The sequence below is a fragment of the Halarcobacter bivalviorum genome (assembly GCF_003346815.1).
GTDB lineage: Bacteria > Campylobacterota > Campylobacteria > Campylobacterales > Arcobacteraceae > Halarcobacter > Halarcobacter bivalviorum.
In genome coordinates this window covers 1,665,691-1,691,340 of the sequence record NZ_CP031217.1, presented here as the reverse complement: position 1 = coordinate 1,691,340, position 25,650 = coordinate 1,665,691, and the positions used below count along the sequence as shown (strand labels likewise).

The 25,650-nt window shown below is 27.9% G+C and carries 26 protein-coding genes; 13 read left to right on the top strand and 13 right to left on the bottom strand.

Features of this window, described 5'->3' with window-relative positions:
- Position 1: 1 nt before the first annotated feature.
- From ABIV_RS08615 to ahbA, 4 genes are read left to right on the top strand one after another with little or no spacing between them, the layout of a single operon-like run.
- Entirely contained in the window at positions 2 to 1,093 is a 1,092-nt protein-coding gene (locus ABIV_RS08615; protein ID WP_114839494.1) for a cytochrome D1 domain-containing protein, read from the top strand.
- Between the two features lies 1 nt (position 1,094).
- Positions 1,095 to 1,823, top strand: a complete 729-nt coding sequence (gene cobA / locus ABIV_RS08610; RefSeq protein ID WP_114839493.1) for a uroporphyrinogen-III C-methyltransferase — start codon at positions 1,095 to 1,097, stop codon at positions 1,821 to 1,823.
- 1 nt (position 1,824) lies between these two features.
- The gene (locus ABIV_RS08605; RefSeq protein ID WP_114839492.1) at positions 1,825 to 2,637 is read left to right on the top strand and encodes an AraC family transcriptional regulator; all 813 of its coding nucleotides are present in this window, start codon (positions 1,825 to 1,827) and stop codon (positions 2,635 to 2,637) included.
- 3 nt (positions 2,638 to 2,640) lie between these two features.
- Positions 2,641 to 3,639 carry a siroheme decarboxylase subunit alpha gene (gene ahbA, locus ABIV_RS08600; RefSeq protein WP_114839491.1) on the top strand — a complete coding sequence of 333 codons (999 nt, stop codon included), beginning with the start codon at positions 2,641 to 2,643 and terminating at the stop codon, positions 3,637 to 3,639.
- Positions 3,640 to 3,682: 43 nt separating this feature from the next.
- Here ahbA and ABIV_RS08595 read toward each other — a convergent pair whose 3' ends face one another.
- Together ABIV_RS08595 and ABIV_RS08590 are read right to left on the bottom strand one after the other, a co-directional pair.
- The gene (locus tag ABIV_RS08595) at positions 3,683 to 5,029 is read right to left on the bottom strand and encodes an MATE family efflux transporter (protein WP_114839490.1); all 1,347 of its coding nucleotides are present in this window, start codon (positions 5,027 to 5,029) and stop codon (positions 3,683 to 3,685) included.
- A gap of 75 nt (positions 5,030 to 5,104) precedes the next feature.
- Entirely contained in the window at positions 5,105 to 6,682 is a 1,578-nt protein-coding gene (locus ABIV_RS08590) for a cytochrome D1 domain-containing protein (RefSeq protein ID WP_114839489.1), read from the bottom strand.
- 406 nt (positions 6,683 to 7,088) lie between these two features.
- Here ABIV_RS08590 and ABIV_RS08580 point away from each other — a divergent pair, with 406 nt between their 5' ends.
- Entirely contained in the window at positions 7,089 to 7,829 is a 741-nt protein-coding gene (locus tag ABIV_RS08580; protein WP_114839488.1) for an ion transporter, read from the top strand.
- Between the two features lies 1 nt (position 7,830).
- On the opposite strand, the gene ABIV_RS08575 is transcribed toward ABIV_RS08580, so the two are convergent.
- The 6 genes from ABIV_RS08575 to ABIV_RS08550 are packed head-to-tail and all read right to left on the bottom strand — an operon-like array spanning position 7,831 to position 15,389.
- On the bottom strand, positions 7,831 to 8,445 hold the full coding sequence (locus ABIV_RS08575; protein WP_114839487.1) for a LysE family translocator: 615 nt from the start codon (positions 8,443 to 8,445) through the stop codon (positions 7,831 to 7,833).
- 4 nt (positions 8,446 to 8,449) lie between these two features.
- Positions 8,450 to 8,839: a VOC family protein gene (locus ABIV_RS08570; RefSeq protein ID WP_114839486.1), complete on the bottom strand. Its 390-nt coding sequence runs from the start codon at positions 8,837 to 8,839 to the stop codon at positions 8,450 to 8,452.
- A 7-nt stretch (positions 8,840 to 8,846) separates the two neighbouring features.
- Complete coding sequence (locus ABIV_RS08565) at positions 8,847 to 9,827, bottom strand: phospholipase A (protein ID WP_114839485.1); 981 nt, start codon at positions 9,825 to 9,827, stop codon at positions 8,847 to 8,849.
- On the bottom strand, positions 9,824 to 11,110 hold the full coding sequence (locus ABIV_RS08560; protein ID WP_114839484.1) for a TolC family protein: 1,287 nt from the start codon (positions 11,108 to 11,110) through the stop codon (positions 9,824 to 9,826). Before ABIV_RS08560 ends, ABIV_RS08565 begins: the two co-directional genes overlap by 4 nt.
- The gene (locus ABIV_RS08555) at positions 11,100 to 14,246 is read right to left on the bottom strand and encodes an efflux RND transporter permease subunit (RefSeq protein WP_114839483.1); all 3,147 of its coding nucleotides are present in this window, start codon (positions 14,244 to 14,246) and stop codon (positions 11,100 to 11,102) included. The genes ABIV_RS08560 and ABIV_RS08555 overlap by 11 nt, the downstream gene beginning before the upstream one ends.
- Positions 14,247 to 14,255: 9 nt before the next feature.
- On the bottom strand, positions 14,256 to 15,389 hold the full coding sequence (locus ABIV_RS08550; protein ID WP_162917997.1) for an efflux RND transporter periplasmic adaptor subunit: 1,134 nt from the start codon (positions 15,387 to 15,389) through the stop codon (positions 14,256 to 14,258).
- Between the two features lie 71 nt (positions 15,390 to 15,460).
- Here ABIV_RS08550 and ABIV_RS08545 point away from each other — a divergent pair, with 71 nt between their 5' ends.
- From ABIV_RS08545 to ABIV_RS08515, 7 genes are all read left to right on the top strand, one after another.
- Positions 15,461 to 16,072 carry a paraquat-inducible protein A gene (locus ABIV_RS08545; RefSeq protein ID WP_162917996.1) on the top strand — a complete coding sequence of 204 codons (612 nt, stop codon included), beginning with the start codon at positions 15,461 to 15,463 and terminating at the stop codon, positions 16,070 to 16,072.
- Entirely contained in the window at positions 16,056 to 16,655 is a 600-nt protein-coding gene (locus ABIV_RS08540) for a paraquat-inducible protein A (protein WP_162917995.1), read from the top strand. Before ABIV_RS08545 ends, ABIV_RS08540 begins: the two co-directional genes overlap by 17 nt.
- A 3-nt stretch (positions 16,656 to 16,658) precedes the next feature.
- The gene (locus ABIV_RS08535) at positions 16,659 to 19,004 is read left to right on the top strand and encodes an MlaD family protein (RefSeq protein WP_114839479.1); all 2,346 of its coding nucleotides are present in this window, start codon (positions 16,659 to 16,661) and stop codon (positions 19,002 to 19,004) included.
- Between the two features lie 69 nt (positions 19,005 to 19,073).
- Positions 19,074 to 19,715 carry a ribulose-phosphate 3-epimerase gene (gene rpe / locus ABIV_RS08530; RefSeq protein WP_114839478.1) on the top strand — a complete coding sequence of 214 codons (642 nt, stop codon included), beginning with the start codon at positions 19,074 to 19,076 and terminating at the stop codon, positions 19,713 to 19,715.
- 3 nt (positions 19,716 to 19,718) lie between these two features.
- Complete coding sequence (locus ABIV_RS08525) at positions 19,719 to 20,312, top strand: phosphoribosylanthranilate isomerase (protein WP_114839477.1); 594 nt, start codon at positions 19,719 to 19,721, stop codon at positions 20,310 to 20,312.
- Positions 20,299 to 21,138: a 3'-5' exonuclease gene (locus ABIV_RS08520; protein WP_114839476.1), complete on the top strand. Its 840-nt coding sequence runs from the start codon at positions 20,299 to 20,301 to the stop codon at positions 21,136 to 21,138. The genes ABIV_RS08525 and ABIV_RS08520 overlap by 14 nt, the downstream gene beginning before the upstream one ends.
- Positions 21,138 to 21,683 (top strand): HD domain-containing protein, encoded by a 546-nt coding sequence (locus ABIV_RS08515; protein ID WP_114839475.1) that lies wholly within the window; start codon positions 21,138 to 21,140, stop codon positions 21,681 to 21,683. Before ABIV_RS08520 ends, ABIV_RS08515 begins: the two co-directional genes overlap by 1 nt.
- A gap of 2 nt (positions 21,684 to 21,685) precedes the next feature.
- On the opposite strand, the gene ABIV_RS08510 is transcribed toward ABIV_RS08515, so the two are convergent.
- Complete coding sequence (locus tag ABIV_RS08510) at positions 21,686 to 22,171, bottom strand: MarR family winged helix-turn-helix transcriptional regulator (protein ID WP_114839474.1); 486 nt, start codon at positions 22,169 to 22,171, stop codon at positions 21,686 to 21,688.
- A 107-nt stretch (positions 22,172 to 22,278) separates the two neighbouring features.
- Here ABIV_RS08510 and ABIV_RS08505 point away from each other — a divergent pair, with 107 nt between their 5' ends.
- The gene (locus ABIV_RS08505; protein ID WP_114839473.1) at positions 22,279 to 22,599 is read left to right on the top strand and encodes a DMT family transporter; all 321 of its coding nucleotides are present in this window, start codon (positions 22,279 to 22,281) and stop codon (positions 22,597 to 22,599) included.
- Between the two features lie 20 nt (positions 22,600 to 22,619).
- Here ABIV_RS08505 and ABIV_RS08500 read toward each other — a convergent pair whose 3' ends face one another.
- Genes ABIV_RS08500 through ABIV_RS08485 form a run of 4 tightly spaced genes read right to left on the bottom strand, consistent with a single transcriptional unit; the run spans position 22,620 to position 25,478 of the window.
- A complete protein-coding gene (locus tag ABIV_RS08500) occupies positions 22,620 to 23,174 on the bottom strand; it encodes a 2-oxoacid:acceptor oxidoreductase family protein (protein WP_114839472.1) in 555 nt (184 codons plus the stop codon).
- An 8-nt stretch (positions 23,175 to 23,182) separates the two neighbouring features.
- On the bottom strand, positions 23,183 to 24,019 hold the full coding sequence (locus ABIV_RS08495) for a 2-oxoglutarate ferredoxin oxidoreductase subunit beta (RefSeq protein WP_114839471.1): 837 nt from the start codon (positions 24,017 to 24,019) through the stop codon (positions 23,183 to 23,185).
- Between the two features lies 1 nt (position 24,020).
- A complete protein-coding gene (locus ABIV_RS08490; protein WP_114839470.1) occupies positions 24,021 to 25,151 on the bottom strand; it encodes a 2-oxoglutarate synthase subunit alpha in 1,131 nt (376 codons plus the stop codon).
- A 9-nt stretch (positions 25,152 to 25,160) separates the two neighbouring features.
- Entirely contained in the window at positions 25,161 to 25,478 is a 318-nt protein-coding gene (locus ABIV_RS08485; RefSeq protein ID WP_114839469.1) for a 4Fe-4S dicluster domain-containing protein, read from the bottom strand.
- Between the last annotated feature and the right edge of the window lie 172 nt (positions 25,479 to 25,650).

Here is a 25,650-nt window from a genome sequence, read left to right as displayed (position 1 = left end):
AATGAAAAAAATATTTATATTACTTACTCTTTTGTTAGTAAATACTCTTCTATCAGAGGAGAAGCTTTTTATTATTGAAAGAGAAACAAACTCAGTTGCAGTTATAAAGAATGAAAAGAAAGTATCTAGGATGAATGATATGGGGAACACAAACCATAGTTTAATTAAATTTGATGGTGATAAAGGTTTTATTATAAGCCGTGATGGATATATTATAAAATTTGATAATAATACTGAAAAAATAGAAGCAAGATATAAAACAAGTAATAGTGCAATTGGTTTTACAATTGGCAAAAAATATGTAGCCGTTGCAAATTATGATGATACTAGTGTTGATATTTTAGATAAAGATTTAAACTTAATAAAAAAAATACAAACAGGTTCAAGAAATGTGGGCATTAAAATTTATAAAAATTATTTAGTTTTTGCACAAATGGATAGTGATACCTTATCTGTATATGAGGATATAACGAAGGGAGAAAAATTACCAGATTTTAGATTAGTAAAGAATTTTAAAAATATTGGAATTATGCCTTTTGATGCCATGATAAAAGATAATAAATATATAGTAGGTTTTTTTAAATCAAGTTTCTTTGGAACTATTGATTTAGACACAATGACTTATAAAAAAGTACAAATATATTTAGCTGATAGGAAATTAGTATTAAAAGTACCTCATTTTGGCTTATGGTCTATTTCAAATAGTAAAGTTTTTGTACCAGCTGTAGGAGACAATAAAGTTCTTGTATATGACTTAGATTTTAATTTTGTAAAAAATATAGAAATAGAAGGTTTGCCTGTTTTTACAAGTTTAAGCCCAAATCAAAGATATTTAGCTGTAACACATAGTGGTGATAAGTTTCCAGTAGTTCAAATAATTGATACTCAAGAATTAAAAGTTATAAAAAGATTTGAGTTTAAGGGAAAAGTTTTACATCTTAGATGGTCAAAACAGACACCAAATCTATATATATCTGTAAATGATACAAATTATGTAGCAGTTGTAGATTCAAAAAGTTGGAATGTAGTTAATCAAATAGAGAATATAGAAAAACCATCAGGGATTTTTCTATATGAAATAAAGGAAAAATAGTATGAAAAAAGTACATTTAATAGGGGCTGGGCCAGGAGATATAGAACTTTTAACAATAAAGGCTCATAAATTAATAAAAGAAGCAGAAGTAATTGTATTTGACAGACTTGCAAACTCTAAAATACTTGAACTTGCACCTAAATGCTGTAAATTTATTGATGTTGGTAAAACAGATGGACATCACCCTGTAAAACAGGATGAAATAAATAAGATACTTTATACACTAACTAATAAATATGACAATATCGTTAGGTTAAAAGGTGGAGATCCTTTTGTCTTTGGTCGTGGTGGAGAAGAAGCCCTTTATTTAAAAAACAGAGGAATTGAATTTGATATTATTCCAGGGATCAGTTCTTCTGTTGCAGTTCCTGCATATGCAGGGATACCAATTACGCAAAGAGGTATTACAAGCTCTTTTAGAGTTATTACAGGTCATGAATGTAAAAAATGTAAATCTCAGATTAATTGGGAATCTTTTAAAACAGATGAGACTTTAGTTTTTTTAATGGGCTTACATAATATCAGAAAAATTGCCAAAAATCTAATAAAAATAGGAAAAGAAGTGACTTTACCTATTGCAGTAATTAGTAAAGGGACAACAAGTGAACAAATTGTTGTGGTAGGAACTCTAGAAAATATTGTGGAAAAGGCAAAAGGTTTACCAACTCCTGCGTTAATAGTTGTTGGTAATGTTGTGAATTTAAGAGAAGAATTAAATTGGTTTAAATGAGATGGAACACTTAACTTTTGATTCATATGATTCATTTAAAATGATAAATATTGGGAAAGAACATAAAAAAGAGTTCTTCAAAGCCCATCGTCATGAATTCTATGAAATTATTTATATAACAAAAGGAACAGGGATACATAAAATAGATTTTGAGACTTATGAAATGAAAGAAAACTCAATCTATTTAATAAGACCCCATCAGGTTCATGAATGGATACTAGATGAATTTGATAGTCAATATGATGGATATATTCTTTGGTTTTCTGAAAACTTTCTTTTCCATAAAAAGATATTAACAAAATTATTTGATATCCATACTTGCTTAATTGAAGTTGATGAAGAAACAACAAATCAATTAAATTGTTTGATTAAAATGATGGAATATGAATTAAATAATACAAAGGAATTAACATCTAGGATATTTAATTTATTTTTGTTTTATATAAATAGAAATAAAGTAAAGAATAATAAATCAATATCAAAAGATCAAAGAATTTATAAATTAAATTCTCTCATTGAAGCAAATTTTGTAGAAGAAAAATCAGCAAAGTTCTATGCGGATAAATTAGAACTCACTACAAAAAGATTAAATGAATTAACAAAAAAAGACTTGGATAAAACATTGTCCTCTTTGATTATTGAGAGAGTTATTGTAGAAGCAAAAAGAGAACTTATTCATAGTAGTGATTTGACTATTAAAGAGGTGTCAGAAAAGCTTGGTTTCCAAGAAGTGGGTCATTTCTCAAGATATTTTAAAAAATATAATGGTTCTTGTCCACAAGCTTTTAGAAATAAAAATAATCTAATAGGATAGATAATGATAGATGAAATTTTATATATTATTCAAAAAGATTTTCCAATGGTTAAGAAGCCATTTGAAAATATAGGAAAAAAAATTGGTATAAGTGAAGATGAAGTTATTTCAATAATAAAAGAGCAAAAAGATAAAAAGATGATTAGACAAATTTCTGCAATCTTTGATACAAAAAGTTTAGGATACAAATCATCTTTAGTTGCATTTAAAATAGATGAATCAAATATTGAAAAATCAACATCAATAATTAATGCTCATCCTGGAGTTTCTCATAATTATGAAAGAGATCATTCTTTTAATATTTGGTTTACTGTTGCTGTCTCTCCAAGTAGTAAATTAGGACTTGAAAATACAGTTAAAAAATTAGCTGAACTTACAAGAGCTAAAGAGTATATAGTATTACCAACACTAGAGATGTTCAAAATTGCTGTAAAACTAGATACAACAGGTAAAGAAAAGAAGAAAGAATTTGTTAAAAAACATAAAAGGATAGACGTTGAAATAACACCATTACATTATACTTTGATAAAAGATTTACAATATGATTTAGATATTGTTTCAGAACCTTTTAAAAAGATTATAGAAAAGTATAAAATCTCTTATACTAAACTATTTGAAATAATTGATGACTTGAAAAAAAGTGGTATCATGCGAAGATTTTCTGCAATTTTATATCATAGAAATGCAGGATTTAATGCAAATGCAATGGTAGTTTGGGAGTTAAAAGATAAAGATTCAATGGAGGCTGGTAAACTTGCATCTACTTTTACTGCAGTAAGTCATTGTTACTTAAGACCTAGATATAAAAATTGGCCATATAGTTTATTTACAATGATTCACGGAAAAACAAACGAAGATACACAAGCTGTAATTGATGAAATAAATAAAGAAGTAAAAGCAAAATCTTATATGCCCTTATATTCGTCAAGAGAGTTTAAAAAGGTTAGATTAGAATATTTTACAGATAGTGAAGAAAAATGGGAAAAAAAATATTTTCCCTAATCTTCAAGAAGGTAAAGTTCTTTTTTGTGTAAATTATATACACCTAATTTTTTAGTTTATTTAATTGGTTTTTTAAATAATAAATTAAAAATAATGCAGTTAAATAAGTGATCATAAGGATACTTATCCAGATTTTTGTAATATCTAAATTTAGAATAGAAATAATCATATAGAAAACTATAGGAGATATGATGATTTGTCTAAGGAAGTTTACTGTAGGAATGATTTTTGGTTTTTTCAAACCTTGTAACATTGCAATGCAAACAAATATTAATGATGTCCCTATTAAAGCTAATGATTTATAAATTATATACTCATAAGCCATATTTATTACACTACTATCTTTATCAAAAAGTAGAAGTATATACTCTCCTAAAAGAGTTAAAATCGCAATACCAATGATACTAAATGTTAAAGTATATTTAATCGCTTTATAAAATATCTCTTTTATACGATTGATCTTTTTGGCTGCAAGGCTACTTGATACAAGAATGGTAATAGCAACATTGATTCCAAGTATTGGTAAAAGTATTAATTGTTCAATTCTATATCCTATTCCAAAAGCTGCAACTGCCTTATATCCATAGTAAGAAATAAAGTAGATTAAAAGTATATTTCCAAAAGACATAATAATCATATTTAAGCTTGATGGATATGCTTGTTGTAATAGCTTTATTATTGGCTTTTTTGATGGTTTAAATTTAAATATATTAGAGCAATTTATTAGTTTTTTATCAAGTAACTTTTTTAACATATAAATAAAAATAATATAGTAAATTAACGAAGTTGAAAATGCAACTCCAGAAAACCCTAAACTAGGAATAAAAGTAAATCCATATATAAAAATAGGAGTTAAAATTATATTTAAGATCAATCCTATTGCTAAAATATTTCTATAGCTTTTGGTATCTCCATGTGCAGCTAGAATGGCATTTATATTTAAACTTAAAAACATTGGAATAATACTAAATAACATAATTTGCATATAATTAATTGCAAAAATTATTGATTCTTCTTTTGCATTCATAAGTATAAAAATATCTTCTAAAAAGATATAAATGAATAAACTTAAAAAAAAGGCTAAAGAAAATACTAAAAAAATGCTATTTTGAATAAAAACACTTTTTAGTTTATTTTTTCTCTTTCCAATACAAAATCCAATATGAACTCTGGTTGCAATGCTGAAACCAAAATTTATTGCTAAAATAAAAAACAAAAGCATTGAACTAAAAGAAAGAGATGAGAGAGTGTGAGTAGATATTCTACTTACATAAAACGTATCTACAATGTGATATAAAATATTAAATAAAAGTCCAGTTGCCGCAGGGAATGCTATGTTTCTCAATAAAACATCAATATCTTCTGTAATAAGTTTATTTGCCCTTATCATGATTAACCTTAATAAAAAAACGATACTACCAAAGGGTAGTATCGTTTAAGACAGAAAGAATATATTGTATGAATATTAATTACCAACAACTACATTATCAGGTCTAGCAGCAGAGAAAATACCAGCTGGCACTTCCATATCTACAGTTTTAACAGTTTTAAGTGTTTTTGAATCTATAATTACAAGTTTGTTTCCTTGATATCCAGAACTGACATATAGATATTTACCATCAGATGTATACTCAGGGAAGTGTGAATGTCCACCTATATCAATAGTTTTTACAACTTCTAAAGTTTTCTTATCAATAAATTCAATTCTTCCATCATCTTTTCCTTTATTACTAACAATATCAACAGCTACATAAGGAGCTTTTGGGTGAGCAGCAGGTGACTCTGTAGCTCCTGATACCTTTATTTGTTTAATTACTTCAAAGGTTTTTGCATCAAATGCGGTAACAACTGATTTATCACAAGAAGGCCCACTTCCAATATTTGTACCAAAACCAACAAGTCTTGAACCAATCTTCGTAATAGCTCCTGAACCTGTATGTGGTTGACAACCAGCTTTTATGTCTTTAATTTTTGTTTTTTTCTCAAAATCAATAACAGCAAGTTTATTGTCATCATATGAAGCAATTATCATCTTCTTCCCATCTGGAGTTAACATTGCATCATGAAGATGTCTTCCTACATTTTTAATCTTTTTGATAGGTAAAGATTCTTTACTTGCATCAACTAACCAAACTTGACCAGATTGTTCTAATGCAAAGGCAATATGATTATTATATGGGGTTGCTGTGATACTTCCAGAATCTGACTCAACATATTTGCCATCAAGATCCATGCCTTCAAGTTCTAAATATTTTACAGGCATAAGTGTTTTAGAATCTAAAATAACTGCAGTATTTGGAACGAAAGAGCCAGCAGCGATATATTTACCATCATATGAAACTGCTAAAGACGGACCTGTGTAACCAACTTTTACACTTCTTACCACTTGCATTGAGTATAAATCAACTTTAAATACTCTACCTCCATCAGTTTTAATATAAGCCCATCTTCTATTTTTTGGATCAAAGTTAACTACATGTGGGGCATCTCTTGTAATAATTTCACCAACTATTTCATTCTTTTTATTAAAGAAAACAACTTTTGAATCTTTACCATTAGAGTATGTTCCTCTACTAACTACAGCCATTAAGTCATTGATTTCACCAATTTCTTTAAATGGTTTTTTAGGTAATTTAGCTTCATCCGCTATATTAACAATTAAAGAGTGCTGAATATCTCTTTTATCCCATTTTAAATTTTCTTGTGGGTAGTTTTTGATTAGTTTTGCAAGTGTATTAATTTGCTGTTTATTTAATCTATGTTTCCATGAAGGCATCAGTGTATTTGCTGTTCCTTCAGCAATCATTGCTTCTAAACCAGATATTGGCATCATATCATACTTTTCAATTGTTAATTTAGGGCCAATAAATCCACCTCTATCAGCTCCATGACAAGATGCACAATTTTCAATATATAAAGCATCAGCGGCAGATTTATCAAAATCTTCAGCTAAAACATTTGTTGTAGTACCTAGTAATACACCAAGTGTAGATATGGCAAGTAAACTATGTTTTACATTACTGATTAATTTATTAGTTTTCATTTTTTCTCCTTTAAAAACTAAACTGATTTTACTATTTCTTTAAATAACATTAAAATCTTATATTAAAAATTAATATTAAACAATAACTGATTTATACAATTTATTGTCAGATATGTACATTTAAAAGAGATTTTATACTAATGTTGGAGTTAGTGGAGATTGTCAATATCTTTATTATGCAAAAATAGATGATAGTATGAAAAATCATAAAGGTGGAGAAATTTATGATGAAACAAAAGCAAAAACACCTGGACTAATGTTTGCTTTTATGTGGTTTATGGAAAACAATAGAAAAGTATTACAAAAGTGAACTTTATCAAAATAGTTTTATAAACAGTCATAGTTATTGAAAAGGTATATATTTATTATTATATAATAATTTTAATATTTTTTCTAAGGCTATAAAATGAGTTTTTCTACACAACTTAATTTAATATTTGAAAATCCTTCTAAACATAGGTATGGGTACTTTGTACAGTTTTTTATATACTTAAATATTCTAGTAAGTATAGTTGTAATGTTTTTAGAAACAGAAAAAGAGTTAGTAGAGTATTTTGATATATTTAAAATGATTAATACTATTAATATTTTTCTATTTACTATTGAGTATCTTTTAAGGATTTATTCAAAAAGTAATAATAAATTAAAATATATGTTTACACCATTAATGATTATTGATTTAATAGTTCTTATTCCTTTTTATTTATCTTTTTTAAATATAGATTTAGGTTTCTTAAGAGGTCTAAGAATACTTAGAATTTTTAAACTTTTTAGACTTGCCAAGTTTAATGATTTTGATAAAATGATTATTGAAATAATAAAAGAAAAGAAAGAAGAACTATTATACATAGTTGTAGTTTTATTTATTTTACTTTTTACACTAACTCCTTTAGTATATTTTGTGGAATCAAAAGCTCAACCTGATGTTTTTACAAGTATGTCAAGTACTTTATGGTGGTCTATTACAACTTTTACAACTGTAGGCTATGGTGATATGTATCCTATAACTACTGTAGGAAGAATATTAACAACAATAGTTAGTGTTTTAGGGATTGCTTTTTATGCAATTCCAGGAAGTATTTTTACAAGTAGTCTACTTGATAAAATAAATGAAAAAAGAAAGAATAAAAGTAATAAAAGCTTATAAATCAAGCTTTTATTATTAATGCTCCTCCTGCAGTTATCATAACAGAACCGGCTGCAAGATTCATTTTTCTTTTTGCTTTTTTACTTTTGAATAACTTTTTTGCTCCACTTGCACTATAAGCATAAGTTAGCATTACTGAGCCAAGTACAAGTATAACAAGTAAACAAACAATAAAAATATCACTAAGAGTCAAGGTTTGTAAATTCATAAATGTAGGTAAAAAACCAAGATAAAAGAGAATAACTTTAGGATTAGCTAGAGTTATTATTAGTCCTGTCATAAAGTTTTTTTTCCAAGATAATTCTTTTACTGCATCTACATTAGTTTTTTCTTCCTTTGAAGTTAGGATTTTATATCCTAAATAGATTAAATATGCTCCACCTAGATATTTAACAAGAACAAAAAGTTCTCCTAAAATTGAGGCAATGGCATTTAAACCATAAATAGCAAGTAATAAGAAGATAATATCCCCAAGAACTAAGCCTGCAACTAAAATCGCAGCATGAGAAAAACCACTAGCCAAACCTCTTGATATAGTTGCAAATACACCAGGACCTGGTGTTATAGCTAACAAAAACATAGCTGAGGAAAAGGCTAAAATATTTAATAAATCCATATCTTTATCCTTTTTGATAGTTTGAAAGCTCTATTAGATTTTTATCTGGGTCTCTTATGTAAATAGATTCAATCTCTCCTAAAGCTCCGGTTCTTTTTACAATATCATATTCAAGTTCTATTCCAAAACTATTGATATGTTTTTTTGCTTCTTCTAAAGAGCAATTTATAATAAAACATAAGTCTGCACTTCCTTCTTTTACATTAAAAGCTTTTGGTTCAAACTCTTTTCCTAACTGATGTAAGTTTATTTTAGAGTTACCATATTTTAAAGCAACTCTTGACTCTTTGAAAATCTCTTTTTCCATACCTAAAACATTTGTATAAAACTCTACTGTTTTAGCTATATCCTTTACTGTTAAAACAAAATGGTCTAAGTTTTTAATAGTTAACATTCTTTTCCTATCTTGATAAAGAGATACCAAAATTTATTCTTGTAATATCTTCATTATAATCAATTAAACTATCTCCATAACCACTTGAAAGTTGAATATGTCCAAAAGTGTTTTTTGAACCAAAAAATGGGAAAGTCCAATCAAGTTGTCCATAGCTTCTATTATTATTTGATTTTAAATTATTTCTAAATAGAAGTTTAAAAGTATGCTCTTTATATGGATAAACAAAAGTTACATCCCCATAACCTAAATAGTCTTGAATATCATGGTTATCATCGCTATTTTTATCCTCTTTTATTCTATACCAAACTCTAGGGACTATAAATAAGTTTTCATATTGAAAAAAGCTTTCTAAATAGATTCTATTCCATGACCTTGACTTCTCTTCACTTTGTCCATTTGATTCATGTAAAAAACCTGCTTTAAAAGCTTTTAAGGCTGTTTTGTCTTTTTTCCCATATGGAATAGTTACAAAAACTTCAGGTTTATAATTTGTCTCTCTAAAAGGAGATGAATCATGGTATAACTGCCACCATGAAGTTTGGGTATAACCAAAATAGAAAGTTTCATCAAGACCAAAGAAGTCATGAATGATTGGTTTTTTTATACTTAATTGAAATTTTGTTTCATTTCTTTTTCTATCATCTCTTGATTTTGTATCATATGAGATAGGAAAGAAGTAGTTTTCTTGATAAGGATAAATATCAAAAGATGATTCTAAAATTTGCTCAATTGTAGATTTTGTCTCTTTATCTTCAATTGTATTAAGATTCTTCTTTATTGGTTTAATCTCTGGTTTTTCAACTATTGCAATAGCTTCTTCTTTTGGAAACTCTATTGTTTTATTTTCTGCAATTTTTTTATAAATAAGCATTGCATTTTTATAGTCTTGTTTTTTTTCATATTCTTGTGCTTGCTTTAAAAGCTCTTCTTTATCTTGAGCATTTAAAAGTAAACAAAAAAGAGGTAATAATAAAAGTTTTTTCATTTTATAATTCCTAAACTATACTCTAAGTTTGCACTATTTACTAAATGAGCATAATAGGTGTTTACAAGGTTTGATTTTGCTTGTGTATACTCTAATTTAGCATCATTTAATTCAAGTAAATCATTTAAACCTGCTTTATATCTTTGTTGTGCTAAATCTAAGTTTCTTGTAGCTAAATCTAAACTAAGTAAGCTAATCTTTATAGTTTCAAAGCTTTGTTTTGTATTTAGATGAGCATTTGTCACTGCTTCGATTATTGCTAATTCTTGTTGCTCTTTTTGTTTATATGAAGAGCTAAGATTTGAAAGGGCAATTTTTCTATTTGCATCCCTTGAAAAGCCTGTAAAAATATCCCATTTTAGATTTAATAAAACAGCAGTTTGATTTGAATCTAAAGAAGTAATATCATCAGAATCTTGTTCATTATAAGAAGCACTCACATCAATAGTTGGTAAATATTGATAAGTTGCATTTTTAAGATTTTGTTTATTTGCATTAATCAATGAATCATATTTTTTTATTTCAGCTCTATTTTTTAGCGCAATTCCAATTAGATTATTAGTATCTTGATAATTTAAAGTAGCATTTTTTGCAAGAGAGTTAATATTTCCTTTATCTACTTGAACACTTAAATCTTCACTTATATTTTTTCCTAAGATAGAGATAAGATTTGTTTTTGCTCTTTTTAAATCATATTGAGCTTGAATAAGTTTTAAATTTGAGTTTGATAATTGAAGTTGGGCATTTGTAATATCTATTTGAGTTCTAATACCTGCTTTAAAGTACTCTTCTGCTTGAGAGAGTTGTAATTCATCAAGCTTAACAGCCTCTTTTGCCACAATTATTTGTTGGTATTTATTTAAAATCTCAAAATATGCTTTTTTTACTGCTAATACTATCTCTTGTACTGTAGAAGTAACATCATTACTTGAAGCTTCAACATTATAACTTGAAGCTTTAATAGCACTTGTTGTTTTACCGAAATCATAAATAAGTTGATTTGCACTAAGGGTTACACTATTTACAGTACCATCTTCTTTTATTCCATTTTGTTTAATATCATACTCTCCTGTATTTGCTACAGAAGTAACTTGAGGAAGATATAAAGCTTTAGCTTGCCTAAGTTTTTGTTCACTTACATCTTTTTGATTTTTAGTTATTTGAATATTTGTATTATTATTTAAAGCAATATCTATTAGCTCCTCTAAAGATAACTCTTTTGCATTTGCTGATACTAGAAAAAAACAACAAAAGCTTGTAATTAAGAATTTTTTATTGAACATCTGTTTTCTCCTTTCTTGCTTCTCTTAATCTTTGTAAAACTACAAAAAGTACAGGGGTTAATAGTAGAGTTAAAAATGTAGACATAATCATCCCTCCAAATACAGCAGTACCTAAAGATTGTCTTGATACAGCTCCTGCACCACTTGCAAAAACAAGAGGTAAAATACCAAGTAAAAATGAGAAAATAGTCATTAAAATAGCTCTAAGTCTAAGAAGAGAGGCATTTATTGCTGCATCAACTATAGTTTGTCCTTTATCTCTTAACTCTTTTGCAAACTCTACAATTAAAATAGCATTTTTTGAACTCATACCAATAAGAAGTACAAGTCCTATTTGAGTATAAGTATTATTTAAAAGTCCTGCCATCATATTAGCGCCTAAAGCTCCAAACATAACTGTTGGAATAGGAAGCATAATCATTAAAGGCATCATCCATGATTCATATTGTGCTGAAAGGAATAAAAATACCATTAAAATCGATAATAAGAAGATATACATTGCTGCATTTCCTGCTTCTTTTTCTTGTAAGCTCATACCTGCAAACTCATATCCTACTTCACTTCCTAAAGTCTCTTTTGCAACTTTTTCAATTGCTTTAATTGCATCTCCTGAACTATAGCCATCTTTGATATTATGAACTCCATTTATTGCAATACTTTGGTATGAATTAAAGTGAGTAATTGTACTAACTCCACTTGTTCTTTTAATCTCAACAATAGCACTTAAAGGAACAATATCTCCTTTAGAATTTTTTACAAAGAAGTTATTTATTGAGTTCTTTTCTTCTCTAAAGTTTTGGTCAGCTTGAATAAAAACTCTATATGTTTTTCCATATTTATTAAAATCATTTACATATAAAGAACCAAGGTAGGTTTGAAGTACAGAGAAAACATCATTTAGTTTTAATTCTAAAGAAGCAACTTTATCTCTATTTATATCAATATAGTATTGAGGATAGTTACTATTAAAACTAGTATATGCCATCATAATAGATTTTTCTTCATTTAATTTTTGTATAAAATCATGTGCTCTTTGTTCAAACTCTTTAATATTCATTGATTGAAGATTTTGAAGTTTTACTTCAAAACCTCCAACTGCTGAAATTCCTGGAATTGAAGGCATATTAAATACTTGAATAGTAGCATTTTCAATTTGCTCACTAGCTTTTTTATTTATTATATTTGTAATAGAATCAACAGAAGTCTCTTTTGTAGTTCTTTTTTCCCAATCCTCTAAAACTAAGAATATTGTTGCATTAGATGAGTCTAAAGCTCCACTAATTAGATTGAATCCTGAAACAGAGATAACATCTTTTACCCCTTTTGTCTCTTTCATTAATTCAACTACTTTATTTGCTGTATCTTCTGTTTTATTTAAAGTTGTTCCTGCTTGTAAAGCAACTGAAGCTACAAGTGTTCCTTGGTCTTCATTTGGAATAAATCCAGTTGGTAAAGTTTTAAAAGCAAAATATGTTAATCCTAATAAAATAATATATACAAATGCTGCAACTTGCCAGTACTTTATAATCTTTTCTAAGATTTTTTTATAGATTACTTTAAAACTCTCTAAGGCATTATCAAATTTCTCAAAGATAATATTTTTTTTATCTTCTTGTGAGTTTTTTTGTTTTCTTTTTAAAAGTGTTGCACAAAGAGCAGGTGAAAGTGTAAGTGCATTAATAGAAGAGATAATTACTGCAAAAGCAATTGTTGTTGCAAATTGTTGATATAAAGCTCCTGAAATTCCTGGAATAAAAGTTACAGGAACAAATACGGCAAGAAGTACTAAGGTTGTAGAAATAACAGGTGCAAAAACCTCTTTCATAGCTGTTTTTGTAGCCTCTTTTACACTTAAGTCAGGATTTTTTTCTAAGTTTGATTCAACATTTTCAACTACAATAATAGCATCATCAACAACAATACCAATTGCTAAGATTAGACCAAATAAAGTTAAGGTATTAATTGAAAAATCCATAGCTAGAAGTAGGGCAAAAGTACCTATTAAAGATACAGGAATAGCAATTGCTGGAATAATTGTTGTTCTAAATGATTGTAAGAAGAAGTAAACTACAAGTAAAACAAGAAGTAAAGCTTCAAATAGTGTAACAATAACCTCTTTAATAGAAATCTCTACGAATTTTGTAGTATCATAAGTTGGTTTTACTACTACGCCTTCAGGAAATCTTTGTTTTAGTTGTTCTATCTTTTCTCCAACTTGTTTTGCTACATCTAAAGCATTTGCTCCAGGTAATTGATAAATACCTAACAATGCAGTAGGTTTATTGTTTAGTTTTGCAGACCAGCTATAGTTTTCTGCTCCTAATTCAACCCTTGCTATATCTTTAATTCTTACTTTACTTCCATCATTATTATGTCTTACTATGATGTCTTCAAACTCTTGTGCTGATTCAAGTTTTGTTTTTGAAGTAAGAGTGTATTGAAATTTATTTGAAGAGCTATTTGGACTTGAACCAATAGAACCTAAAGCTGCTTCTGTATTTTGTTCTTTAATTGCGGCAATAACTTCATTAATACCAAGGTTTAAACTTGATAATTTATCAGGATTCATCCAAATTCTCATAGAGTATTTTCTTTCTCCTAAGTTTTGAACATCTCCCACTCCATCAATTCTTTTTAATTCTTCTGAAATATTAATACTTGCAAAGTTTGATAAAAATAGAGCGTCATGGCTTGGATCGTTTGATTCTATTGTAAGAATTTGAACCATTGAAGTTGACTTTTTCTTTGTTGTAACTCCCCTTTGTTTTACACTATCTGGTAAAATTGGTGTAGCAAGAGCAACTCTATTTTGTACATCAATTGCAGCTACATCTAAATCATAGCCTGATTCAAAGTATAAATTTATAGTAGAGTTTCCATCTGAAGAGGAAGTTGAATCCATATAAATCATACCTTCAATACCATTTAACTGCTCTTCTATAGGAGTTGTAACAGAACTTTCAACTACTTGTGCACTTCCACCTGTAAAAGTTGCACTAACTTGTATAGTAGGTGGTGTTATTTGTGGAAACTGTGCAACAGGTAATAAATAAAGTGCAATAAGTCCTACAATCATAATAAAGATTGAGATAACTTTTGCAAAAATAGGACGGTCTATAAAAAATATTGAGAACATAAAATTCTCCTAAAATTTAATTGGGTTTGCTACTTGGGTAGCCTCTACACTCATACTGTTTCTAAGTTTAGTAATATCACTTACAACAACTTTATCTCCTTCTTGTAAACCTTCAGAGATAATTACTAAGTCATTATTACTATAATTTAATTTTAATTGTCTTGTCTCTATTTTATTTTCAGCATTTACAACTAGAACATAAGGTCCTAATTGGTTTTGACCTAAATTATTAGGACTAATAGCAATTACAGGAATTTGATCAGTAATAAATAGATTAATCTCTACAAAAGTTCCTGGAAGTAGAAGATTATCATCATTATTAATTATAGCTCTCATAGCAACTGTTCCTGTAGTTTCATTTGTAACACTATCAATAAAATCTACATAACCAGTTGTTTTTACAGTGTTGTATTCATTTTGAGACTGAATAACTTCAACCTTTGGTTTCTCTTCAGATTTATATTTTTTGATTAATGAAACTTCATCTGTACTAGGATTAAAATTTGTATATAAAGGGTTTGATTGAACAACTTTTGCTAACTCTGTAGAAGAAGCATTTATCATATTTCCAATATCAACTAAAGGTTTTCCAATAACTCCATCAATCGTAGCTTTTATCTCTGTATATTCAACATCAAGTTTTGCTTGTTTTAAAGTTGCAATATCTGCATCAACTACAGCTTTTAACTGTTTTTGTTCAGCAATTAATTGGTCAAGTTTCTCTTTTGGAGCAAGACCTTTTTCTACTAAAGGAGAATATCTTTTTACATTTGCAATAGCCAGATTTAAACTTGCTTTATCTTTTTGTAATGAAGCCTCTTTTTGCTCAACAATATTTTTATATTTGATATCATCTATTTTAAATAGAAGTTGATCTTTTTTTACTTGGTCTCCAGCTTCAAAATATCTATTTTTTAATTCACCTGTAACTCTTGACGTAATAGATACATCTTTAAATGCTTCTGTTTTTCCAGAAAAATTTACCCAAATAGGATAAGTCTGTTTTTTTATAGTATGAACATCAACCTTAACTTTTTTTTCTTCAAGGGGAAGTTTTTGTTCTTCTTTTTTATCGCTACAAGCAGAAAAAACAACTAAAGTAATAATCGTTAAGCTAAATATAAATAGTTTTTTTAATTTCATATCTTTTACCTTTGATATTTTAATTATTAATAATATACTATAATATACCTTTAAGAAAAAAAGGAAATACATTGTCCGAAGAGTTAGAGAAAATAACTATTTGTAAAGATTGTGGTCTTGTTTTAAATAAACCACAATTAGATTACAATCATCAATTTCATTGTCCAAGATGTAATGCTTTGATTTATAAGTATGGACAAGATTACTTAACAGTATTACTTTTTGCAATAACTTCAATAATTCTTTTTATACCAGCAATCTTTTTACCTCTATTAAGTCTTGAAATATTAGATTTGAAGCAGACTACAACTTTAGTAGAGACTCTATTAATATTTTTTAAAAATGGATATACCGCTGTTTCTATATTGATTACTTTTATTGGAATAATAGTTCCTCTTTGTATGTTAATATTAATTATGTCTATTTTAATTCCTTTAAAATTAGGTAAAAGTGCTAAATATGTTTCCAAACCATTGAAGTTTTACGAACATCTTTTAGAGTGGCAGATGGGTGAAATATATATGATTAGTATTGTAGTAGCAATTATTAAACTTCAAAAAATGGCAACTTTAGATATAGGTATGGGTTTTTATTTCTTTTTATGTTTTTTACTGATGATGTCTTTGACTATGGCATTATTTAATCCTTATGATGTTTGGAATGAAAATGAAATACAAAAGTGATAAAGACTTAGGCTTAGTTTTGTGTAAACATTGTAATAGTGTTTCAAAGGTAAAAGAAAAAGTTTGTAGAAAATGTAAGAGTAAATTAAAACAAAGGGATGAATATTCGTTAGTTAAAACATTTAGTTTTACTATTGTAGCAATTATTTTTTTGTTTCCAGCAAATATTTTACCAATGATGGAAGTTACTACTTTAGGTGTTGTTGAAGCAAATACAATTTTTGATGGTATTGTTTACTTTTTTCAAACAAAATCTTATTTAATAGCTTTTGTTATCTTTGTCGCTAGTATTGCTGTACCAATATTTAAATTAGTAGTTTTATTATATCTTTTGTATATAACTAAGTATAATAAAATATCATTAGCTAAAAATGCTACAAAATATTATAGGATTATAAAATTTATAGGTAAGTGGTCAATGCTTGATATCTTTGTTGTTGCTTTAATGATAGTAATGGTTCAATTTGGAAATTTATCAAATATTACAGCAGGATTAGCTGCTGTGGCTTTTACTATTGTTGTTATTTCAACAATGCTAGCAACCGAGAGTTTTGATACACGAACATTATGGGATAAGGATTAATAAATGAATGAAGAAATAGAACATGAAAGTGTAAAAAAGAGTAAAAAAATAGTATTTTTAATTTGGCTTCTACCTTTTATTGCTTTACTTATTTCTGCATCAATGTTATATAAACATTTTGATAAGCAAGGAGAAGAAATAGGTGTTTATTTTGATAATGCAGAAGGTTTTCTTGTTGATAAAACACCTTTGAAATATAAGGGAATAAAAATAGGAGTTGTGACAAGTATTGATGTTGATGAGACAAATTTAAATAGATTTTTAGTAAAAATAGAAGTTGATAAAAATGCTTTATCTTTAGTTGCAAAAGAGGGAACAAAGTTTTGGAAAGTGGAACCTAAAGCTTCACTTACAGAGATTTCAGGTTTAAATACTATTTTAAGTGGTATTTATATTGAAGCAATGCCAAATGCTCAAAGTATAGAAGAGATAGAAAAATTAGAGGAACAATATACTTTTGAAGCAGCTTTTGAAAGACCAATTAACTATTTTGAAGAGGGGTTGTTTTTAACTTTAAAATCTTCAAAGGGTAGTTTAGAAGTAGGTACACCTATTTTATATAAAAGTTTTGTAGTTGGTAAAGTAGTAAAGAAAAACCTGAAGAATGATAATATTTTTTATACACTATTTATTGAAGAAAAATATAAAAGTTTAGTGAAAAAAGATAGCAACTTTTGGAATATCAGTGCTATTGATTTAAAAGCCTCTTTAAGTGGTATAAAATTTAAAGTAAATACATTAGCTTCTTTAATTGCAGGAGGAATAGAGTTTGATTCAAATATATTAGCTTCTCCTTTAGCAGATACAAACAAAGTATTTAATCTTTATGATAGTAAAGAGGATATAGCTTATTTAGAAGACTATGTAATTTTAGAAACAGAATTTGAACATAATTTAGAAATAGAGTTTACAAAACTTATTTATAATGGAATTGAAGTAGGGTATGTTGATGATATTAGTTATTTATTAGAAGATAAAAAAAGCTATATTTTTGTAAAACTAAAAAAAGAGTTTGCTTCTTTATTAAAACATACACCATATTTTGAAATAGTAGAACCAAAGCTTTCCCTTGACAAGTTAGGAGAAATATCAAAACTTGCAAAAGGTACGTATATAAATATTACTAAAACTAAACTTGAAAAAACAGAAGAAAAAAGTATTTACTCTTTATATAATGAGCCTATAAAAAGAGATATTTATAAAATAGTTTTAAAAAGTGATGATACCTTAAAAATAGCAGAAAACTCTCCTGTTTATTTTAAAGATATAAAAGTAGGAAAAGTTAGTTCAAAAAAACTACATACAAAATCAGATGAATTAAGAGTTGAAGTTGAGATTTTCAAAGAGTTTAAATATTTAATAAATGATAGCTCAATATTTTATGTGCAAGCTCCTATAGAGGTAAATGCAAGTTTAGAAAACATATCTTTTAAAACAGCACCTTTAGGAGCTTTTCTTAACTCTTCAATCTCTTTTGAAACAAGAGATTTAAAAGAAAAAAGAAGTGTAAATAGATTTTATCTTTTTGATAGTTATGAAAAAATGTTAGAGGCAAAATATTTTTCTCAAAAAGGAAAAAGATATATAGTTACTTTAGATAATGCAAATAGAGTTTCAAAAACAAACTCTATTTATTATAAAGGTGTAGAAGCTGGTAAGGTAGTAAATAAAAAATATAATGAAAATACAAAAAAAGTTGAGGTAGAACTTTTTGTTTTTGATAGTTTTGCTAAATATATAAATGAGAGTACAAAGTTTTACTCTATAAGTGGTATTGATGTAGATGTCTCTTTAAGTAAATTAAATATAAAAACCCAATCTTTAAATACTTTAATTAAGGGTGGAATCTCTTTTGTAAGTTTTGATGAAAAAGCAAAAAATGTAAAAAATTATCATAAGTTTAGATTTTATAATAGCTTAGATGAAATAAATAATGAGATGAAATTTAATAATAAAGGCCTAAGAGTAGTAGTTCTTGCAAAGAGTAAAAGTTCTTTAAAGGAAAATTCACCAGTTTTATATAGACAATTACAAATAGGAGTTGTTGAAAATTATAAACTTTCTGCTGATGGAACAAGAGTTGAACTTCAGTTATATATTGATGAAAAATTTAAACACTTAATAAGAACAAACTCAGTTTTTTATAATGCAACTGCCTTTGGAATGAAAATAAATCTTTTAGGTGTAAAAATAAATACAGAAACTTTAGAAACTCTTCTTACAGGTGGTATTTCATTAGTAACTCCAACAGAATATAAAGAAAAAGCAGAGAATATGATGAGGTTTGAACTACATGATGATGTTCAAGAAGAGTGGTTAGATTGGAATCCTAAGTTTGAAAAACTATAAAAAGATTAAAATATTTTTTCAAGAAAAACAATGGTATAATCCCGAAATTAATTAAAAAGGTAATTATTTATGCTTGTAGCACCTTCGATTCTTTCTGCTGATTTTGGTAAGCTTAATGATGAGATAAAAGCCATCTGTGATGGTGGTTGTGATTATATTCACGTAGATGTAATGGATGGACATTTTGTTCCTAATATGACAATTGGTCCAGTGGTTGTAAACCCAGTAGCAAAAGTTGCAACAAAACCTTTAGATGTACATTTAATGGTTGAAAATAATACTTTTTTTGTGGAACTATTTGCACCTTTAAAACCAGAATTTATATCTTTTCATATTGAGAGTGAAAAACATCCTCATAGACTTATTCAAAAAATTAGATCATATGGAATAAGACCTGCAATAGTTCTAAATCCACATACTCCACCTGAAGCTATTGAGTACTTATTAGAAGATTTAGATATGGTTTTACTAATGTCTGTTAATCCAGGTTTTGGTGGACAAAAGTTTATTTCAAGTGTAGTTGAAAAAACAAAAAAATTAAAAGAGTTAATTAATAAAAGAAATCCTACATGTCTAATTGAAGTAGATGGTGGGGTAAATGATAAAAATATTCATGAGTTAAAAGAAGCTGGTGTTGATATGGTAGTTGCTGGTTCTTATGTATTTGGAAATGAAGATTATTCAAAAGCAATAAAGAGCTTGCAGGTTTAATATATGAAAGTTAAAATCTGTGGAATAACAAATTTAGAAGATGCTTTAGCTGCTGTAGAAGCTGGTGCTGATGCTTTGGGTTTTGTTTTTTACAATAAAAGTCCAAGATATATAGAACCTTTTGAAGCTAGAAAGATAGTTGATGCAATTCCTCCTTTTATTCAAACAGTAGGTTTATTTGTAAATGAAAACTGTGGTTTTATTAATCAAGTTTGTACAAATGCAAAAATGCAATTAGCTCAAGTTATTGATGATGATAGTTTTACTGACTTTGAAGCCTTAAAATTTAAATATATGAGAGTAATAAGAGCTAAAAGTGAAAAAGATATTATTGAAAATATCAATAATTATATTTTAGTAGATGCTTTTGTTGACTCTTTTGGTGGAGCAGGGAAGAGAGTTGCTTTAGAGTGGTTTAACCATGTGGATTGTTCTAAAATTGTTCTTGCTGGTGGTTTAACAGAACACAATGTATCTGAAATAAAAGGATACCCTTTTTATGGAGTTGATGTAAGTTCTGGTGTTGAAGCAAGCAAAGGCAAAAAAGAGAAACAAAAAATGATTAACTTTGTAAAAGCAGTAAATGAAATCCAATAAAAATTTCTATATGGGTCTTATTGATAGACTGAAAAAAGCTCCAATTGACTTTGATGATTTTTTAGATATTTTATCTAGACACAAAGAGAGATTTTTTGATAATCCTGAATTGGAGTTTGAATTACTTCTTTCAAATGGATTTCCTTTAGATATTGAAGAAAATAAAGTCTTTTTAAAAACTACTAAAACATTAATTCCTGAACAAACTTTTTGTATTGTTGATATTGAAACAAATGGTGGACATGTAAATAAAGGACATCAAATAATTGAAATTGGAGCTGTAAAATATAGAAATGGAGAAATTATTGATTCTTTTGAGTCTTTAGTTTATGCAAAAGATATTCCAGAATATATTCAAAGTGTTACAAATATCACTCCTAAAATGCTAGAAAATGCACCTTTTTTAAAAAATGTTCTTGAAAAATTTAAACTCTTTTTAGAAGATGATGTTTTTGTAGCACATGATATTAAGTTTGATTATAACTTTATTTCAAGTTCTTTAGAAAAATATCATTTAGGAAAGTTATATAATAGAAAACTTTGTACTATAGATTTAGCAAGAAGAACTATAAAAGCAGAGAAATATGGTTTAAAATCTTTAAAAGAGCTTTTAAATATAGATATAGATAATCATCATCGAGCTTATAGTGATGCTTTAAGTACAACATATATTTTAAAAGAGTCTTTAAAACATATAAGTAAAGAGATTCAAACAGTAGAGGATTTAATAAATTTCTCAAAATCTGCAAAACCTGTAATGCCTAAAATGGAAGTAAACCATGGTAAAAGAGAACAAAAGAAAGATAATATAGAAAAGGAAAACTAATGTTTACTCAAGAAAAATATTTAAAGGCTTTAAATTTTGCCGCAAAGGCACATGGTGAACAAAAAACACCTTATGGAGTTCCTTATCTAACTCATTTAGCTTCAGTAGCAATGGAAATAATTCATGCTTGTGAGCAATCACAGTTAAAAATAGAGAAAGCAGATTTAGCAATAACTGTTGCTTTATTACATGATACAATAGAAGATACTGATGTAACTTATGATGATTTATATAGTGAATTTGGAGCAGAAGTAGCAGAAGCAGTTGAAGCTTTAACAAAAGATAAAACAATAGAGTCTAAAAAAGATCAAATGGCTTTAAGTATAAATAATCTTTTAACACAACCTTATGAAGTGCAAATGGTTAAATTAGCAGATAGAATAACAAATATGCAAAAACCACCTGAGTCTTGGGATAGTTTAAAGGTTTTAAATTATCAAAAAGAAGCAAAATTTATTCTTTCTTGTCTTAAAAATTCGAATCTATATTTATCTAAAAGATTAGAAGATAAGATAAATGAGTATGTAGTTTATATAAATAGATAAGTTTAGTTAAGAACTTTTAAAATTAATTTTGTAAAAAGTTCTTGCTCCTCTTTTTTTAGTTTAGAAAAATAGTTATCTTCAAAAGATATTATCTCACTGATTGCTTTTACCGTAATCTCTTTACCTAAATTTGTTAATTGTACAAGTTTACTTCTTTTATCGAGACTATTTTCAACTCTTTTAATATATTTTTTTGATTCTAACTTCTTTAGAATTTTTGTCATTCCCCCTGAAGAAAATACCATTACTTCATAGAGTTCTGTTGGACTCATTGTATGAGTATTATTTGTCATATAAAATAGAGAAGATAAAATATCTAATTCACTTTGATTTAAAGAAAACTTCTCCTTTAAAAGTCTATCTCCATGTTCAAATAGTTTTCTATGAAGAATAAAAAAAGGAATAGTTACATTCATTGACTCTTTAAATACCTGAGGAGTTTGTTCTTTTATATTTTTTAAATTAGTTTCAAATTGTTTAATATCCATAAGTAATTATAACAGATTTAAACTTATCTTTCCAAGAAAGATAAAATTAAGTTTTTCAATGATATATTTCCATCTATCTTTCTAGGAAAGGTAATAAAAGGATTAAAATGACAGCATGGATGTATTTAATTTTAGCAGGTATTTTAGAGGTTGGTTTTGCTTCAATGTTGAAGCTTACAGAAAATTTTACTAGATTAATACCAACTATTATATTTTTAGTATTTGCAAGTGGAAGTTTTTATTTTCTAACAAAAGCAGTGGAGCAAATACCAATGGGAACAGCTTATGCAGTGTGGACAGGAATAGGGGCTTTTGGTACGATTATTATTGGAATATTTTTTTATAAAGAACCAGCAAGTGCATTAAGATTATTCTTTTTATTTACTCTTATTGCTTCAATTATAGGACTTAAATTAGTTAGTAAATAGTTTAGAAGATATCTTCTAAACTATTTTACTTTTTTAGCGTATTCTAAACCTAAATCAAAAGCTTTATTATTTATATCATGAACTTTTTCAGGAACTTTTGAAAGCATTGTCGCTCTTAAAGTATCATTATCAACTGTATAACCAGTCATATGATTTGCAATAGCTAAAGCAAGAACAGATTGGGTAATTACATTTCCTACTTCTTCTTTTGCAATAGTAATAATAGGAATTTCATAAATATTCCATCTTTGTCTATCTTCTTCAGTTGGTCTTACAAGATTAGGTTCAACTACAATAGTTCCTCCATCTTTAACACCACTTTTAAACTGGTCATAAGAGATTTGTGCAACTGAAAGCATAAAATCAATTTCTCCATCATTTGCATATGGATATAAAATCTCTTCATCTTCTAAAGTGATATCAACAACTGTAGGTCCACCCCTTACTTGAGAAGTATAAGTTGCAGTCTTTAATCCATATCCACCAGCTTTGATTTTAGCAGCTGCAAAAATTGCACCAGCAAGAAGAACACCTTGTCCACCAACACCAGTAAATCTCATTAATGTTTTAGCCATGATGTCTCCTAAAATTCTACTTTTGTATTATTTTGATGTGCTTGTTGCACAAGTTTATACATATCTGTATACTCTCTTGCTTCTGTATCATGTTTTAAAATACCAGTTGGAAAAAGTTTTCCTTTCTCTTCATTTTCTTCTAATTTATCATACTTAGTTTTTGCCATAGTGATTTCATCAATCCACTCTAAGTTTTCCATAGCAGTTGCCATTTTATTTTTTCTACCAAGGTTAACATGGCAATTTGAAAAAATATCAAAGAAAGAGTAACCTTTGTGTTCTAAACCTTTAACAAAAATTTTTTCTAATTTTTTAGGGTCAAGCATAGTCTCTCTTGCAACAAATGAAGCTCCTGCTGCCATTGCTAAATCACAAGCATTAAAAGTAGGGTCAATATTTCCTCTTTTTGCAGTAACTGTCCACATTCCTTGTGGAGTAGTTGGCGAAGTTTGAGAGTTAGTTAAACCATAGATAAAATTATTGATAACTATTTGGTTTATATCAATATTTCTTCTACAACCATGAATTGTATGGTTTCCACCAATTGCAAGACCATCTCCATCACCTGTGATACAAATTACATGTTTATCTGGATTTGCTAATTTAATTCCTGTTGCATAAGCAATTGTTCTACCATGAGTTGTATGCACAGTATTACAGTTAATATATGAAGAAAATCTTCCAGAACATCCAATTCCAGAAACAACACAAACATCATCCATATTCCAACCAAGTTTATCAATTGCACGGATAAGTGCTTTTAAAATAACACCATCTCCACAACCCCAACACCATAAAGTTGGCATTTTGTTAGTTCTTAAGTATTCATCATAATTAAATGCCATTTTATAATCCTTTTACTTTTTCAATAATCTCTAAAGGAGCGATTGGTCTACCATTTGCTTTAAATAATTTGTGAAAATCTCTTCTTCCACTTGCTCTTTCAATTTCTTGAATATATTGACCCATATTTAGTTCTATTACTAAAGTTTTTTGGATTTTATCGCACCACTCTTTGATTTTCTTTTCAGGGCTTGGCCAAAGTGTAATTGGTCTAAACATACCAATTTTTATACCTTCTTGTCTTAGTCTATTAATAGCCTCTTTTGCTGATAAGGCAACAGAACCATATGCAATAATCATAATCTCTGCATCCTCAAGTAAATACTCTTCAAAAGATTCAATTTCATCTAAGTGAGCATCTACTTTATTAAAAAGTCTATTCATTAAGTTTTGACATGTTGCAGCATCTTCCGTAGGGTGTCCTGTTGCATCATGATGTAATCCTGTGTAGTGATATCTATATCCTTTAAACATAGGATTTAAGATTGCTGGTTCATCAGCTGGTACATCATAAGGTCTATACTCTTTTGCTTCACCTTCAAAAACTCTTCTTGGTACAATTGAATTTTTTACTTCCTCTAAATCAGGAAGAGTAGCTTTACCACTCATATGTCCAATAGTCTCATCTAATAATACAAACACGGGTTGCATAAATCTATCTGCTAGGTTAAAAGCTCTTACTGTTTCAGTATAACACTCTTCAAGCGTTGAAGCACAAACAGTAATAGATTTGAAATCTCCATGAGTAGGAGCTTTCACTTGATTTATATCTCCTTGTTGTACTCTTGTTGGAAGTCCAGTTGAAGGACCACCTCTCATAACATCTATAATTACAAGAGGAACTTCAGCAATATATCCTAGTCCAATATTTTCAGCTTTTAAAGATATTCCTGGTCCTGATGTTGCTGTTAAAGATCTTTTACCACTCATTGCCGCACCTAATGCCGCACAAATACCTGCAATTTCATCTTCCATTTGAATAGCAGCCCCACCATTTTTTGGTAAAAGGTCTGAAATTGTATGCATAATTTCACTTGATGGAGTAATAGGGTATCCACCAAAGAATTCACAACCCGCATCAACTGCAGCAATAGCAGCTAAGTCATTTCCTGTTGAAATTAATTCTCTTGCCATTAATTCTCCTTAAGCATCAAGTTTTCTATAGTTGTTCTTTTTGATTGCTTCACCTCTTTGTCTTGCTTCATCACTTAATTTTGCAAATTTATACTCTTTTCTATCCGCAACATAAATAGCAAAATCTGGACATGACAATTCACAGTCTGTACAACCAATACAAGAATCTTTTTCAATAATTTCTACCATAGCACCTAGAGTAGAATGAGGCTCAGGTCTCATAGCAAGAACTCCAGCTGGACATACTGAAACGCAAACATCACAGGCTTTACATCTAGTCTCATCTACCCATACAGGAGTATTTTCAGGAGCTTTCATTATTGACATATGCTCTCCTTTAAATTTTTAGTAAATATAATTAGTTATTCTAAATTAATATTAAAGTATGATAACTAAATTAAATATATAAAAAAGAATTAATAATTGATATAAAACCTTATTTTATGGGCTTGTTACTATATGTTACAAGCATAAAAGTAAAAATTACATTTATTTTTTC

Excerpts from the sequence above, each read along its gene's own strand:
- ABIV_RS08550 (WP_162917997.1), bottom strand. The coding sequence starts at position 15,389 with ATGAAATTAAAAAAACTATTTATATTTAGCTTAACGATTATTACTTTA.
- ABIV_RS08570 (WP_114839486.1), bottom strand. The coding sequence starts at position 8,839 with ATGTTAACTATTAAAAACTTAGACCATTTTGTTTTAACAGTAAAGGAT.
- ABIV_RS08595 (WP_114839490.1), bottom strand. The coding sequence starts at position 5,029 with ATGATAAGGGCAAATAAACTTATTACAGAAGATATTGATGTTTTATTG.
- ABIV_RS08560 (WP_114839484.1), bottom strand. The coding sequence starts at position 11,110 with ATGTTCAATAAAAAATTCTTAATTACAAGCTTTTGTTGTTTTTTTCTA.
- ABIV_RS08590 (WP_114839489.1), bottom strand. The coding sequence starts at position 6,682 with ATGAAAACTAATAAATTAATCAGTAATGTAAAACATAGTTTACTTGCC.
- ABIV_RS08485 (WP_114839469.1), bottom strand. The coding sequence starts at position 25,478 with ATGTCAATAATGAAAGCTCCTGAAAATACTCCTGTATGGGTAGATGAG.
- ABIV_RS08605 (WP_114839492.1), top strand. The coding sequence starts at position 1,825 with ATGGAACACTTAACTTTTGATTCATATGATTCATTTAAAATGATAAAT.
- ABIV_RS08575 (WP_114839487.1), bottom strand. The coding sequence starts at position 8,445 with ATGGATTTATTAAATATTTTAGCCTTTTCCTCAGCTATGTTTTTGTTA.
- ahbA (WP_114839491.1), top strand. The coding sequence starts at position 2,641 with ATGATAGATGAAATTTTATATATTATTCAAAAAGATTTTCCAATGGTT.
- ABIV_RS08535 (WP_114839479.1), top strand. The coding sequence starts at position 16,659 with ATGAATGAAGAAATAGAACATGAAAGTGTAAAAAAGAGTAAAAAAATA.
- ABIV_RS08495 (WP_114839471.1), bottom strand. The coding sequence starts at position 24,019 with ATGGCATTTAATTATGATGAATACTTAAGAACTAACAAAATGCCAACT.
- ABIV_RS08555 (WP_114839483.1), bottom strand. The coding sequence starts at position 14,246 with ATGTTCTCAATATTTTTTATAGACCGTCCTATTTTTGCAAAAGTTATC.
- ABIV_RS08520 (WP_114839476.1), top strand. The coding sequence starts at position 20,299 with ATGAAATCCAATAAAAATTTCTATATGGGTCTTATTGATAGACTGAAA.
- ABIV_RS08500 (WP_114839472.1), bottom strand. The coding sequence starts at position 23,174 with ATGGCTAAAACATTAATGAGATTTACTGGTGTTGGTGGACAAGGTGTT.
- ABIV_RS08515 (WP_114839475.1), top strand. The coding sequence starts at position 21,138 with ATGTTTACTCAAGAAAAATATTTAAAGGCTTTAAATTTTGCCGCAAAG.
- ABIV_RS08510 (WP_114839474.1), bottom strand. The coding sequence starts at position 22,171 with ATGGATATTAAACAATTTGAAACTAATTTAAAAAATATAAAAGAACAA.
- ABIV_RS08525 (WP_114839477.1), top strand. The coding sequence starts at position 19,719 with ATGAAAGTTAAAATCTGTGGAATAACAAATTTAGAAGATGCTTTAGCT.
- cobA (WP_114839493.1), top strand. The coding sequence starts at position 1,095 with ATGAAAAAAGTACATTTAATAGGGGCTGGGCCAGGAGATATAGAACTT.
- ABIV_RS08540 (WP_162917995.1), top strand. The coding sequence starts at position 16,056 with ATGAAATACAAAAGTGATAAAGACTTAGGCTTAGTTTTGTGTAAACAT.
- ABIV_RS08580 (WP_114839488.1), top strand. The coding sequence starts at position 7,089 with ATGAGTTTTTCTACACAACTTAATTTAATATTTGAAAATCCTTCTAAA.
- ABIV_RS08565 (WP_114839485.1), bottom strand. The coding sequence starts at position 9,827 with ATGAAAAAACTTTTATTATTACCTCTTTTTTGTTTACTTTTAAATGCT.
- ABIV_RS08615 (WP_114839494.1), top strand. The coding sequence starts at position 2 with ATGAAAAAAATATTTATATTACTTACTCTTTTGTTAGTAAATACTCTT.
- rpe (WP_114839478.1), top strand. The coding sequence starts at position 19,074 with ATGCTTGTAGCACCTTCGATTCTTTCTGCTGATTTTGGTAAGCTTAAT.
- ABIV_RS08505 (WP_114839473.1), top strand. The coding sequence starts at position 22,279 with ATGACAGCATGGATGTATTTAATTTTAGCAGGTATTTTAGAGGTTGGT.
- ABIV_RS08490 (WP_114839470.1), bottom strand. The coding sequence starts at position 25,151 with ATGGCAAGAGAATTAATTTCAACAGGAAATGACTTAGCTGCTATTGCT.